The organism is Streptomyces sp. V4I2 (genome assembly GCF_030817655.1).
Classification (GTDB): Bacteria; Actinomycetota; Actinomycetes; order Streptomycetales; family Streptomycetaceae; genus Streptomyces; species Streptomyces plumbiresistens.
On the sequence record NZ_JAUSZM010000003.1, the window covers coordinates 2,645,415 to 2,659,693 of the forward strand.

A 14,279-nucleotide genomic window follows, 5' to 3' on the forward strand; every position below is an offset into this window, starting at 1 on the left:
CGCGATTCCTGTGCGATCCCTGTGTCCACCGGGACAAGGAGCCCTACATGGCAGGCTTAGGCCACACCCGCATCCGCACCCGCCTCCGCCCCACCCGCAACCGCCTCCGCCGTCTCCGTCTGCGCGCCGCCCTCGTCGGCGCCGTCGCCACGGCGTTGATCATCGGAACCGCTCCATCGACCCCCGCCCGCACGGGCGAGGCGAGACCCGCGGCCGCCTCCGAGCCCGACACCACCGATCCACGCGACGGCTGGCGCCCCGCCAGCGAACGCGCCGACGACGAGGACGACCGCGGCTTCTGGGACAGCCTCTTCGGCAGCGACGACGCCAAGGACGACCGGGACGACGGCGACGACGGCGAAGGCGAGGGCGACAAGAAACCGCCCCGCATCACCCTCGACCGCGCCCGCGGCGCCGCCTCCCTCACCCATCCGCGCGTCGCGGGCGGGACCGACGGCGTCCGCATCACCGCGCCCCGCACCGCGCACGCCACCGGCGCCGACCTCGCCTGGACGGCGTACGACGGCAAGGGCCTCCTCGAGTACGAGGTCCACCGCTCGACGTCCAAGGACTTCACGCCGACCGACGAGACCCTGGTCGCCCCGGTCGACCGCGGCACGCGCACCTTCGCCGACCGCACCGCGCCGCCCGCCCTCGAGGGCGACGGCCGCACCTACCACTACCGGATCGCCGTACGGACGAAGCAGGGCAAGCTCGTGGCCGGCCCTGCCCGCGCCGTCGAGCTGCCCGCCGTCGGCCAGGTCGCCCGAGGCGGCAAGCTGCTCGCCGCTCCCGAGGGCGAGACCTACTTCCTGCCGTTCACGCCGGCCCGGATGGTCCCCGGCGAGACCGCCACCGTCGAGGCGACGCTCACCAACACCACGTCCGCGGTGTGGAAGAAGGGCGAGCGCGTCCTGTCGTACCGCTGGACGCTGGACGGCAAGGACATCACCAGCCTCCTCAACAAGGACGCCACCGGGCTGCCGAAGGACGTGGCGCCCGGCGAGACCGTCACCTTCGACGCGGAGTTGAAGGCCCCGGTGCTGGTCGACCCGCTCGACAAGCGGCTGACCTTCGGCCTGGAGTGGGACCTGCGGGAGAAGGCGACCGGCGACTGGCTGTCCGAGACGGACGGGGTCCCGCCGTCGAAGCACGAGGTCACCGCCGAGTACCCGACCTCCGACCAGCTCGGTCTGGAGGACTTCTACTCGTACGCGGGCAAGAACACCGGCGCGGGTTCGGCGCTGATGAGCAACCTCTACGCCGGCAACGCGGTGTGGTCGTACAACGCCTTCTCGAACCCGTCGCTCGGCTTCTCGACCTTCCTGCGCCTCGCCTACAACTCGCAGGACGCATCGAGCACTCCGGCCGGTCCGGGCTGGTCGCTGCAGGCCTCGTCGCCCGTGCGGCTCGGCACCCCGCTGGACTTCCACCCGTCCGCGCTGCTGCCCAAGCAGCTCACGCTGACCGACGGCGACGGCACCAGCCACGTCTTCAGCAAGAACAAGAAGGGCGAGTGGGACTCCCCCGCCGGGGTCCACTTCCGGGTCAAGCAGCTGGAGAAGGACTGTCTGCTCAAGCCCCACCAGCGGGAGGCCTGGGAGTTCCTGCGCCCGGACCGCACCCGGTTCCTCTTCGACTGCCAGGGCTATCCGAGCGCCCAGGTGGACAAGAACGGCAACCGGATGGAGTTCACGTACGAGGAGCGGCTGCTCGGGCACCCGTCCAAGCTGCTGAAGTACGTCACCGACGCCGAGGGGCGGCGCACGCTCACCGTCGACTACTGGGAGAAGGGCGAGGCGTACACGTACGTCGACGAGGACGGGAAGGTCCGTGAGGGCAAGCACCTCCTGAACCCGTTCATCATCGGCAAGGTCCGCTCCGTCACCGACATCTCGGGGCGGCGGATCGACTTCACGTTCACCGAGAAGGGCCTGCTCGCGCTGCTCACGGACGGCGCGAACTCCGCGGACAAGGATCTGCGCAAGGTCTTCAGGTTCGGTTACGGCAAGGAGTTCGACCACCCGGGACTGAAGCTGGCCCAGGTCACCGACCCGAAGGGCAACGCCACCGAACTGGACTACGTCGGTCCGCACGACGACAAGGACCAGCTGAACTACCTGGGGTACACCAAGACGGTCACGGACCGCCTCGGCGGCCTGACCAGGTACCGCTACGAGGACGCCGACGACCACGACGGCAAGGCGATCCGGACCGTCGTCACCGACGCCGAGGGCAACCCGGCCACCCAGCTGATGGACGGCTACGGCCGCCCGGTCGAGCTCACTGACGCCAAGAAGCGGACCACGAAGCTCGGTTGGGACGCCGACAACAACGTCACGCGCCTGGAGGAGAACAACGGGGCCGCCCGCACCTGGAAGTACGACCCCAGGACGGGCTACCCGCTGGAGGCGAAGGACGCCGAGAGTGTCAAGAACGACCGGCCCGCCTCCACCCTCGCCTACGCGAGCGGCGAGAACGGCTACATCGCCGACCTGGTGCGCCGCGTCTCCCCGGAGGGCCGCGCCTGGCAGTTCGGCTACGACGCGCGCGGCAACATGATCTCGGTCACCGACCCCAAGGGCGTGGCGAGCGAGCCCGCGGGCGACTACACCTCCACCAACGCCTATGACGCCCGGGGCCGGCTCATCGCCGCGACCGACGCGAACGAGCACACCACCAAGTTCGAGGACTACGACCCCTCCGGCTATCCGCGGGTCATCGTCGACGCGCTCGGCAACCGCACGCTGACGACGTACGACGTACGCGGGAACGTCACCGAGGTCGAGGAGGCCGACGGGGCGACGACCACGCAGACGTACGACCTGTTCGCCCGTCCGCTGGAGAACCGCAGGCCGAAGGACCAGAAAGCCGGCGAGTTCATCGTCACGCCCGCGCCGCAGTACGACGCGAACGACAACACCCTCGTCTTCACCGCCCCGAACGAGGTGTCGAGCACCAGCGTGTTCGACGCCGCCGACCAGCTGCTGAAGTCGACCCAGCCCGGCGACGAGGAGGGCTCGGCGCCCCGCGTGTCGACCTTCACCTACGACAAGGTCGGCAACCAGCTCACCTCGACCGAGCCGAAGGGCAACCGCACCGAGACGCCCGGCGACTTCACCTCGACGACGAAGTACGACGAGGTCTACCAGCCGATCGAGGCGGTCAACTCGGCGGGCAAGCGCGCGAGCGCCGTCTACAACGACGTCGGTGACCTGGTGAAGGTCGTCGACGCCCGCAAGAACGAGACCGAGAACCCGGACGACTACACCAGCAAGTTCCGCTACGACCTCGACCACCGGCTGCTGGAGACCACCGACGCGGCCGGCAACTCGACGACCAGCACCTACGACTGGGACGGCCTGACCACAGCCACCACGGACGCCGAGGGCAACCGCACCGAGTTGGTCATGGACGCCCGCGCCGCCCTGGTCGAGGCACGCGTCCCGTACGACGGCGACGGCGACGACGCGGTCGTGCGCACCACCCGCTTCGAGTACGACGAGGTCGGCAACCAGACCCGGGTCATCACCCCGCGCGGCATCGAGACCGGCGACGACCCGAAGGACTTCGCCGCCGAGACCGTCTACGACGAGCTGAACCGGGTCAAGGAGACCCTCAGCCCCTTCGACCCGGACGACGCCCGCTACAACACGCCGGACCGGACGACGTACGAGTACGACGCGCTGAGCCGGGTGAAGAAGGTCAGTGCCCCGCCGTCCGAGGGCCAGAGCGTCCGCAACGAGACGGAGTACACCTACTTCGACACCGGCTGGATCAAGACATCCACCGATGCCTTCGACATCAAGAACACCTACCAGTACAACGACCTCGGCCAGCAGATCCAGAACACCCTGAGCAGCGGGGGCGGTTCGGTCACCCGTACCCTCGACTCCGCCTTCTACCCGAGCGGTGCGTTGAAGTCCCGCTCGGACGACGGGGTGCCGGTCGGCCTCCAGGCCGCACTCGTCGACAACTCCGACATCAACAACACGGCGACGCAGGGCACCTGGACCGAGGCCGCCGCCGAGGGTTCGTACGGCTACAACGCACAGACCCACCCGGCCGGTTCGGGCGAGGACCGTTTCGTCTGGCAGTTGACGATCCCCCAGGCGGGCGACTACACGGTCTACGTCCAGTATCCGAAGGTCGACGGGGCGGCGAAGGACGCCACCTACGAGATCAAGCACAAGGACGGCACCGAGACCAAGACCCTCGACCAGACCGAACTCCCGGGTGAGTGGCGGTCGCTCGGCAAGTACGCCTTCGGCGAGGACACCGGCCAGGCCGTCACCCTCACCGACAAGGCGACCGGCACGGTGGTCGCGGACGCGGTCCGGCTGGTCCGCGACAACTCCGGGGACACGGACAACGAGGAGAAGGACTTCTCCTACCGGTACGACGCCAACGGCAACCAGATCGAGATCACCGACCGCAGCCCCGGTGTCGAGACCGACCGCTACACCCTGGAGTACAACGAGCTCAACCAGCTCGGCACGGTCGTGGAGCACGACGGCGACGCCGTGCGCAACACCACGAAGCTGACGTACGACGCCAACGGCAACACGCTCACCACGACCCACGACCTGACCTGGAGCAAGCTGGACTACGACGTCCTGGACCGGGTCGAACGCATCACCAACGCGGCCTCGCCGACGGCGGGCGACCGGCAGGTCACGGAGCTGGAGTACACGGCCCGAGGTGAACTGGCCGAGCAGACCAAGCCCAACGGCAACGTCCTGACCGTCGACTACTACCTCGACGGTTCGACGAAGAAGACCAGCGAGAAGACGTCCGACGACACCCTCGTCGCCGAACACGCACTCAAGTACAACGCCAATGGCCACAAGGTCGAGGACGTCCTCAAGCTCATGGACGCCGACGACCACGGCTCCACCATCGACAACACCTACGCCTACACCTACGACCCGCAGGACCGCATCGCCAAGGTCGCCAAGACCGGCGACGACGAGGCGACCGAGGAGTACCGGCACGACGCGGCCGGCAACGTGGTCTGGCAGACGGTCGACGACACGACCACCACCCACCGCTACGACCGCAACCGCCTCCTGACCTCGACGGCGGACGGCGCGTCCTCGACGTACAACTACGACCCGCTGGGCCGCCTCGACACCGTCTCCTTCGGCGGCGAGACGATCCAGAAGTACCGCTACGACGGCTTCGACCGCCCGGCGTCGATCACCGCGGGCAGCGGCGAGTCGGCGAAGACGACCCGCATCACGTACGACGCCTTCGACCGCACGGTGAAGGAGGCGGTCGGCAGCGGCGACGACGCCAAGACGACCCTCTTCACCTACCTGGGCATCACCTCGCACTCCTTGAAGGAGGAGGTGACGGACGAGGGAGTCACGTCCTTCCAGTACGCGTCCTGGGGCCAGAAGCTGACCCAGATCAAGGACGAGGAGGACAAGGATCCCGAGACGACCCAGTACCTCTACCACCCGCACGGCGACGTCGAGGCGCTGACCGACAAGGACGGCAACACCAAGGCGACGTACGGCTACACGGCGTACGGAAAGAACGACGCGGCCCAGTTCACGGGCGCCGACAAGCCGGGTGCGGGCGGCGGGGAATCGGAGGATCCGTACAACTCGTACCGCTTCAACAGCAAGCGTTACGACACCACGTCGGGCACGTACGACATGGGCTTCCGGACCTACGACCCGGGTCTGAACCGCTTCCTGACCCGGGACATGTACGGCGGCGCACTTGCCGACATGGGCCTGTCGACCGACCCGTTCACCGGCAACCGCTACGCCTTCGCGGGCGGCAACCCGATCTCCTTCATCGAGATCGACGGCCACCTGTTCGGGATGTCCTGGTCCGACATCGGCCACATCGCCCTGGACGTGGTCGGCCTGATCCCGGTCGTCGGCGAGGCCGCGGACCTGGCCAACTGCGGCTGGTACGCGGCCGAGGGCGAGTACGTGGACGCGGCCCTGTCCTGCGCCTCCGCGATCCCGTTCGCGGGGTACGGGGCGACGGCGGCGAAGGCGGCCAAGTACGGCGACGAGGCGCTGGAGGCCCTGGACACGGCGAGCGACGTCGGCCGCAACGTGCCGCCGAGCGCGGCGACACCGTCCACGGGCGGCGCGAATCCCCCGTCGACCGGCGCCGCCGACGCGCCCTCCACGGGCGGCGCCAATCCGCCGGCCGACCCTGCCCCGGCTCCGGCGGCGCCCGCACCGGCACCGGCACCGGCCGCGCCGAAGGTCCCGGACGCACCGCCGGCGTGCAAGGTCGGCAACAGCTTCGTCCCCGGCACCAAGGTCCTGATGGCCGACGGAACGACGAAGGCGATCGAGGACGTCGAGATCGGCGACAAGGTCGCCGCATCGGACGTGGAGACCGACGACGTCCAGACCCGCGCGGTCACCCGCACGATCAAGGGAGATGGCACCAAGCACCTGGTCACCCTCACCGTCGACACGGACGGCCGGGCAGGCGACAAGACCTCCACGATCACGGCCACCGACGGCCACCCGTTCTGGCTGCCGGACGCGGGCCGTTGGGTGGAGGCCGGTGACCTGGAGCGCGGACAGTGGCTGAGCACGGGCAGCGGCAGCTGGATCCAGATCACAGCGGCCAAGACCCGGACGGCACAGGCGACGGTCCACAACCTGGCCGTCGAAGGCCTGCACACGTATTACGTGCTGGTGGGGGCCGCACCGACTCTGGTCCACAACGACGGGTGCGGGCCGGTACCGTACGGATCGACCGATCTCAGCCAGATGGCGATCAACCACCGGCGCACCGCCGGCGTGGGCCCCGGTCAGAACGTCGCCATCTACCAGGTAGAACTGCCGAACGGGCAGGTGGCCAACCTCCCCTTCGTCAATAATGTGCGCGGCCCGCACTCCGAGGCCAACGCCGACGACTTCCTGGAGTCGATCGGTTTCGGCCCCGAGACAGTCGTGGGTATCTACTCCGAACGCAACTTCTGCACCTCGGCGGGCCACGACTGCGCCGGCCGGGTCGGTAAGTACACCAGGGCGGGCAACAGCCTTTCCTGGAGCTTCGAAGCGGGCGAGAACGCCATGGCGGCGATCTCCCGCACGGTGTTCGGCTGAGAGTGACAGAGTGATCATGTAGGCCGGGCAGAGCCATGGGATACGGTTTCGTGGCCCTGCCCGGCCGACCAGGAGACGCGAGTGAACGCTGACGAGGCCCGTGCCGAGGTGGCCCGCATCCTCGGCGCGAATCTCGGCGAGCTGACCGACGGCGGTCGGCTCGCCGTGGTCCCTTCGATCCCCCCGGATGACTGGGAACTGACGGAGACGGACAGGCAGGCCCTGTGGAGCCATGGCCTGCCCCCGGCCAGGCAGGATGAAATCCTGACCGTCATCGGCGACTACCAGCAAGGGGTGCGGCCCGAACTGGAGGAGGACGGCACCCCTCTCTACCGTCTCGGCTCCTACGGCGTGGCAACCATCGGGGCAGTGCGCTCGACGGGGACCGTCCTCGCGCTGCCGAAGTACCGCGAGGTCCATCCCGCCCTTCGCCACCTCCATCCGGACGGCATCACCCCCAGCACGGTCAACGTCACCGTCGCGGGGCTCGTCGACTGCGCCTGGCGGTGGTATTGGCTCGTGCCGATCCTCGCCGAGCAGCAGACACTGGCCGGCGAGGCGGAGGTCGCGGCCTGGCGGGCGGCGACGGCCGCCGATCCGCAGGACGACGCTCGCCAGGACGACGTTCCGCAGGACTACTACGCGGACTGCAAGGCACTATGCCGGGAGGTCCTGGCGGCCTTCGGCGACCGTGATCCACTGGTCGCTTCGCCCGACCGCTCTTTCTGGTCGAACGTCATCCGCGACGACCTCTTCTGAGCACGTCGGTCCCTATCCGACGACCCGCCCGTTCAGCACCACCCTCAACGGGGCCCCCAGCACGCGTACGTCCGTGCGGGGGTCCCGTTCGTACACCACCAGGTCCCCCACCGCCCCCTCCTCCAACCCGGGCCGCCCAAGCCACTTCCGGGCGCCCCAGGTCGTCGCCGACAGGGCCTCCAGCGGAGGGATGCCGGCCGTCACCAGTTCGGCGACCTCCGCCGCCACCAGGCCGTGGGGCAGCGTGCCGCCGGCGTCGGTGCCGACGAAGACCGGGATGCCGGCGTCGTAGGCGTTGCGGACCGTGTCGTAGCGGCGTTCGTGGAGGCGGCGCATGTGGGCCGACCAGCGGGGGAACCTGGATTCGCCGCCGTCGGCCAGCCGCGGGAAGGTGGCGATGTTGACCAGGGTCGGGACGATCGCGACGCCGCGGGAGACGAAGAGCGGGATCAGGTCGTCCGTCAGGCCCGTCGCGTGTTCGATGCAGTCGATGCCCGACTCCACCAGGTCGCGCAAGGACGACTCCGCGAAGCAGTGTGCCGTCACCCGCGCGCCCAGGCGATGGGCCTCCGCGATGGCCGCCTCGACCGCGTCCCGCGGCCAGCTGGGAGCCAGGTCGCCCGCCTCGCGGTCGATCCAGTCGCCCACCAGCTTCACCCAGCCGTCGCCGCGCCGGGCCTCCTGGGCGACGTAGGCGACGAGGTCCTCCGGCTCGATCTCCCACGCGAAGTCACGGATGTAGCGGCGGGTACGCGCGATGTGGCGGCCCGCGCGGATGATCTTCGGGAGGTCCTGGCGGTCGTCGATCCAGCGGGTGTCGGAGGGCGAACCCGCGTCGCGGATCAGCAGGGTGCCCGCCTCGCGGTCGGTCAGCGCCTGCTTCTCGGCGACGTCCTGCGGTACCGGGCCGTGCGGGCCCAGGCCGACGTGGCAGTGGGCGTCGACCAGACCGGGCAGCGCCCAGCCCGACATCGTGCGGATGTCACGGGCCGCGAGGGGGCGGTCGTAGGAGATCCGGCCGTCGACGATCCACAGCTCGTCCCGGACGTCGTCCGGGCCGACCAGGATCCGGCCCTTCACGTGCAGCACCGTGCGATCACTCATGCACCGCACCTTAGTCAGCCCGGCGTCACTGCTCCCAGGGCGGTGGTCCCTCGAAGGCGAGCTGGTACACGTCGAAGAGGACCGCGGCCTCGACGCCGAGCGCGGGGCCGGCCTGGCGGGCCGCCCAGGTCAGGAAGGGGCGGGGTTCGAAGCCCTGGGCCCCGAGGCCCTTGGTGTACTCGGCGTGGGCGGCGAGGGAGGCGATGCCCCGCTCCAGCGATGCGCCGGACACGTCCACGCCGTGGGTGGGGCGCTCGGCGCCGGCGAAGCACACGAAGCGGACCCCTCCCCAGGGTTCGAGGCCCTCGTCGGCGAGTTCGGGGAAGATCCACCGGTTGCCCGCGTCCCGCGCCGCGTCGAGCGCGGCGAGACCCACCACGCGGTGGTCGGCCTGGTTGACCACTCCGGCGACCATCCGCACGGTGTACGCCCCGGTCACCACGACCTCGGGCCGGTGCCGGCGGATGGCCCGCACGATGTCACGGCGCAGGTCCGGGCCGTACTCGATCATTCCGTCGCGGTGGTCGAGGAACTCGACCGTGTCCACGCCCACTTCGCGGGCCCCGGCCCGTTCCTCCGCCTCACGCAGCGGGCCCGCCTCGTCGGGGTGCAGCCCGTCGATGCCGGCCTCGCCCCGCGTGGCCAGCAGGTACGCGACCTGCTTGCCCTGGGCCGTCCACCGGGCCACGGCGGACGCCGTCCCGTACTCGATGTCGTCCGGGTGGGAGGCCACGGCCAGGCAGCGGTCCCAGTCCTCCGGCAGCCGGGGCAGCGCGGTGCCGGCTCCGAAGCCGCCCGCGTCGTCGAGAGTCGTCATGCCCCGAATGATGGCGGTCCGCAGGCTCCGTCCGACAGGGGAACGTATGTCCTCTTCAGTCGCTTGTGCCCACCTGGTCCGACGTCTCCTCCTCCACCTCCGCCATCGCGGGGTCGAGGAGACGGGAGAGGAAGTGCCGGGTGCGTTCGTGGCGGGGGTTGGCGATGACCTGTTCCGGGGTGCCGTCCTCGACGATCACTCCGCCGTCCATGAAGACGACCCGGTCGGCGACCTCGCGGGCGAAGGTCATCTCGTGGGTGACGACCATCATCGTCATGCCCTCGTTCGCCAGCATGCGCATCACCGCCAGTACGTCCCCCACCAGCTCCGGGTCGAGCGCCGACGTAGGTTCGTCGAACAGCATCACCTCGGGGCCCATGGCAAGGGCGCGGGCGATCGCCACCCGCTGCTGCTGGCCGCCGGAGAGGGAGGCCGGGTAGGCGTCCGCCTTCTCCGCCAGACCCACCCGTTCCAGGTTCTCGGCGGCCACCTTGGCTGCCTGCGCCTTGTCCCGCCTGAGCACCCGCCGCTGCGGCAGCGTGAGGTTCTCCGTCACGGACAGGTGCGGGAAGAGGTTGAACTGCTGGAAGACCATGCCGATACGGCGGCGTACGGCGTCGATGTCGACGTCGGGATCCGTCAACTCGGTGCCGCCGACGAAGACCTGGCCCTTGGTGGGTTCCTCCAGGAGGTTCACGCACCTCAGCAGCGTCGACTTGCCCGAGCCCGAGGGGCCGATGACGCACACGACCTCGCCCTGGTCGACCTCCAGGTCGATGCCGCGCAGCACCTCGTTGTCGCCGAACGACTTGTGCAGGCCGCGCACTTCGATCTCCGGGTGCGTCCCAGGAGTCTTCTCGCTCATTTCACGGCCTCCTGGGCCTTCGTCTCCATACGGCGCACGACGAAGCCGAGCGGGATCGTGACCAGCAGATAGCACAGGCCGGCGACGAGGATCGGCGTGGAGTTGGCGGTCGTACTCGCCAGATCCCGGCCGTACTTGGACAGTTCGCGCTCCTCCAGGGTGACACCGAGGAACAGCACCAGCGAGGAGTCCTTGAAGAGCAGGACCAACTCGTTGGTGAGCGGCGGGAGGATGATCCGGAACGCCTGCGGGATGATGATCGAGATCATCGCGCGTGCGGGCGAGAAGCCCAGTGAACGGGCCGCTTCCATCTGGCCCTTGGGGACGGCCTGGATGCCGGCGCGGATCGTCTCCGCCATGTAGGCCGCCGCCACCAGACCGAGAGCGAGCGCGACCTTGCCGTAGGTGCCGCCGACGATCTCCGTGCCCGGGAAGGCGAGCGGGACGGCGACGCCGATGAAGATGAAGATCAGCAGGGCCGGCAGACCGCGGAAGATCTCGATGTACACCCCGGCGAACCAGCGGTACGGCCCGACCGACGACAGCCGCATCAGCGCGATGACCATGCCGAGCATCAGGCCGACGACGAAGCCGGACAGGGTGTAGAGCACGGTGTTCTTCAGCGCCAGCGTGATGACGTCCGGGAACATCTGCTCGGCGATGTCGGCCTGCGCGAACTGGTTCTGCAGCCGGTCCCAGTCCGCCGAGGCCGCGAAGGCGATCACGGCGGCGACGAAGACGGCGTACTGGATGCCCTGCGACAGGCGGCGCTTCTGACGCCGTGTCAGGCCCTTCTTGCGGGGCGGTGCTTCGAGCTTGGTATCACTCATGAGGCGGACGGAGAAGCGGATGCCGCGGACTCGTCGTACGGGCCGATCCACTGCTCGTAGAGCTTCTTGTACGTGCCGTCGGCCCTGGCGTCCGCGAGCGCCTTGTTGATGGCGGCGAGCAGCTTGGTGTTGCCCTTCTTCACCGTGAAGCCGTACTGCTCACCGGTGTTGATGTTGTCGGCGACCTCGAAGGCGTCCGCGTTGGCCTTGTTCTTCAGCCAGCCCTGGACGACCGGGTAGTCGATGACGACGGCCTTGACCTGGCCGGAACGCAGGCCGTTGAGGACCGCGTCCGAGGACTCGAAGGAGACCGGGTCGAAGCCCTGGCTCTTCGCGTAGTCCTCGCCGGTGGTCTGCGCCTGGGCGCCGAGCGCAACCTTCTTGGACTTCACGTCGGCGAGGGAGCCGACCCCGGCCTTCTTGTCGACCAGGACGGCCTGGGTGGCGTCGAAGTACGGGTCCGAGAAGTCGACGTTCTTCTTGCGCTCCTCGGTGATGGTCATGCCGGCCGCGGCCAGGTCGCACTGGCCGGCGTTGAGGGACCCACCGGTCTTGAAGTTCTCGAAGGGCTGGTCGAGGATGTCCTGCTGCACGCCCAGGTCCTTGGCGACCAGGTCGATCAGCGAGACGTCGAAGCCCTGCACCTTGCCGTCGATCTCCGACTGGAAGGGCGGGTACGGCAGGTGCGTGCAGGTGGTGAGCTGACCGGCCTTGACCAGTTCGACCCCGCCGGCGGCGGTCTTCGTGCCGCTGCCCCCGTCGTCGGTGGAGGTGCAACCGGAGGCAGAGACAGCCACGAGCACCAGCCCGGCCGTCGCGGTGGTGGCGGCCAGGACGCGGGTCCGGCGCCCGAGGAGCGTGTTCACGGCGGGCCTTCCTATGGGGAAACTGTGGCTTCCGATTATAAGGAGAAGTTTGAGGCTCTCAAACCAAACCGATGGCTTCGGGGCTGTCCGGCCTAAGAAGTCGTCGGTCGGGGGAGCGTGGCGGGTGGCGGTTACGCTCGTCACCTCTACCCCGTGAGTGGGACTCGTTACCCCGTGAGTGAAGAGAGCACCGCCGTGACACACCCGTTTCTGGATCTGGCCCCGCTGACCGCCGCGCACTTCGCGTCGATCGAGGACCGTGTGGCGCGGCTGCTGAGCACCGAACAGGACGTGGTGATCACGCAGGGCGAGGCGCTGCTGCCGCTGGAGGGTGCGATCCGTTCCACCGCCGGACCGGGCACCACGGCGCTCAACGTCATCACCGGCCCGTACGGGCAGACCTTCGGCGACTGGCTGCGGGACTGCGGCGCGAGGGTGATCGACCTGGCGGTGCCCTTCCACACCGCCGTCACCGCCGAGCAGATCCAGGACGCCTTCGCCGAGCACCCGGAGATCGACTTCGTGTCCCTGGTGCACGCGGAGGCCGCGACCGGCAACACCAACCCGGTCGCGGAGATCGGCGAGGTCGTACGGCGGCACGGCGCCCTGTTCCATCTCGACGCCGTCGCCTCCATCGGCGCGGAGCCGGTGCTGCCGGACGCGTGGGGCGTCGACCTGTGCGTGATCGGGGCGCAGAAGGCGATGGGCGGGCCCGCGGGTGTCTCGGCCGTGTCGGTGAGCGAGCGGGCGTGGGCGCGGATGGCGGCGAATCCGGGGGCGCCACGCCGGTCGTACCTCTCCTTGCTGGACTGGAAGGAGAGGTGGATCGACGGCGGGCGGAAGACTCTGCTGCACGCGCCGGCGCAGTTGGAGATGCTGGCGTTGGAGGCGTGTGTCGAGCGGATCGAGGCGGTGGGGCCGGCCGCCGTGATGGAGCGGCACCGGCGGGCCGCGGAGGCGACTCGGGCGGGGGCGCGGGCGCTGGGTGGGGGTCTTGAGCCGTATGTGTACGAGGACCGGGAGGCCGCGCCGGTCGCCACGACGCTGAGGGCGCCGTCGGGCGTGGTGGCGTCGGAGTTGGTGGCCCGGGCGCTGGAGTCGGACCCGGCCGTGCCGCTGGTGGCGGGTGGGGGTGCGCTGGCCAAGGAGATGATCCGGGTCAACCACTACGGGGTGGATGCGACGCGGGGGGCGGTGCGGGCGAGTCTGTCGGCGCTTGGCGCTGCGCTGGCGGCGGCGGGGTTGGGCGTGGATGTGGAGGGGGCGTTGGGGGCTGCGGAGGGTGCGTGGCGGTAGTGGTGGTGGCAGTGGTGGGTGGCTGAGGTTCTGGGGTCGCCCCTCCGCCCCTTCCCGTCCCGTCTCTGGGGGCTGCGCCCCCAGACCCCCGCTTTCGGCCCGAAGGGCCTCGTCCTCAAACGCCGGACGGGCTGAAATAGCCCGTGGCATGCTCGGGCTCATGACCGCCAACACTCCCCTTACCCTCCCCGACGGCCGTCCCATTCCCCACTGGTTCCAGCGGGTGGCCGCGGGGATCGACGTGCCGCCGGTGTACGGCAAGGGGAACGGGTACGTCCTCGACCCCGAGCGCGGGATGGGCGAGGCGCTGGCCGTGTGGAAGCGGGAGATCGCCCGCGGTGAGGAGGTGTGCGCCGGGCTGTCGCTGGACGACATCGGGCGGATCGCCGACGGGCCGATGGCCGGGCTCGAGGTCAGTCTGCGCTGGGCGTACGTCCACATGATCGAGGAGTACGCGCGGCACAACGGGCACGCGGACATTCTGCGGGAGCGAATAGACGGGGTAATCGGAGCATAATTCCGAGCTAATTCTGGGAAACTATATGTGCGTAGCTTCCCGTATTCTTCTGCCCGCTTTTCACCGACCTAAACGCAAAGATTCTGCGAACGTCAACCGGTGAAATTCGGGCAGGTCTCGTGCAGGTTACATGG

The 14,279-nt window shown here is 69.4% G+C and carries 9 protein-coding genes; 4 read left to right on the forward strand and 5 right to left on the reverse strand.

What is annotated here, in order from left to right; genetic code table 11:
• Nucleotides 1–47: 47 nt before the first annotated feature.
• Together QFZ76_RS13090 and QFZ76_RS13095 are read left to right on the forward strand one after the other, a co-directional pair.
• Complete coding sequence (locus QFZ76_RS13090) at nt 48–7,091, forward strand: polymorphic toxin-type HINT domain-containing protein (RefSeq protein ID WP_307673877.1); 7,044 nt, start codon at nt 48–50, stop codon at nt 7,089–7,091.
• A gap of 81 nt (nt 7,092–7,172) precedes the next feature.
• A complete protein-coding gene (locus QFZ76_RS13095) occupies nt 7,173–7,850 on the forward strand; it encodes an SUKH-4 family immunity protein (protein WP_307673878.1) in 678 nt (225 codons plus the stop codon).
• 12 nt (nt 7,851–7,862) lie between these two features.
• On the opposite strand, the gene QFZ76_RS13100 is transcribed toward QFZ76_RS13095, so the two are convergent.
• From QFZ76_RS13100 to QFZ76_RS13120, 5 genes are read right to left on the reverse strand one after another with little or no spacing between them, the layout of a single operon-like run.
• Nucleotides 7,863–8,954, reverse strand: coding sequence for an amidohydrolase family protein (locus tag QFZ76_RS13100; protein WP_307673879.1), 1,092 nt, complete (start codon nt 8,952–8,954; stop codon nt 7,863–7,865).
• Nucleotides 8,955–8,979: 25 nt separating this feature from the next.
• Nucleotides 8,980–9,771, reverse strand: coding sequence for a PIG-L deacetylase family protein (locus QFZ76_RS13105; protein WP_307673880.1), 792 nt, complete (start codon nt 9,769–9,771; stop codon nt 8,980–8,982).
• Between the two features lie 55 nt (nt 9,772–9,826).
• Nucleotides 9,827–10,636, reverse strand: coding sequence for an amino acid ABC transporter ATP-binding protein (locus QFZ76_RS13110; RefSeq protein WP_307673881.1), 810 nt, complete (start codon nt 10,634–10,636; stop codon nt 9,827–9,829).
• Nucleotides 10,633–11,466 (reverse strand): amino acid ABC transporter permease, encoded by an 834-nt coding sequence (locus QFZ76_RS13115; protein WP_307673882.1) that lies wholly within the window; start codon nt 11,464–11,466, stop codon nt 10,633–10,635. The genes QFZ76_RS13110 and QFZ76_RS13115 overlap by 4 nt, the downstream gene beginning before the upstream one ends.
• Nucleotides 11,463–12,332, reverse strand: a complete 870-nt coding sequence (locus QFZ76_RS13120; protein ID WP_307673883.1) for a transporter substrate-binding domain-containing protein — start codon at nt 12,330–12,332, stop codon at nt 11,463–11,465. The genes QFZ76_RS13115 and QFZ76_RS13120 overlap by 4 nt, the downstream gene beginning before the upstream one ends.
• Nucleotides 12,333–12,527: 195 nt before the next feature.
• Here QFZ76_RS13120 and QFZ76_RS13125 point away from each other — a divergent pair, with 195 nt between their 5' ends.
• Together QFZ76_RS13125 and QFZ76_RS13130 are read left to right on the forward strand one after the other, a co-directional pair.
• On the forward strand, nt 12,528–13,628 hold the full coding sequence (locus QFZ76_RS13125; RefSeq protein ID WP_307673884.1) for an alanine--glyoxylate aminotransferase family protein: 1,101 nt from the start codon (nt 12,528–12,530) through the stop codon (nt 13,626–13,628).
• Between the two features lie 160 nt (nt 13,629–13,788).
• Nucleotides 13,789–14,145 (forward strand): DUF664 domain-containing protein, encoded by a 357-nt coding sequence (locus tag QFZ76_RS13130; RefSeq protein ID WP_307673885.1) that lies wholly within the window; start codon nt 13,789–13,791, stop codon nt 14,143–14,145.
• Nucleotides 14,146–14,279: the final 134 nt, after the last annotated feature.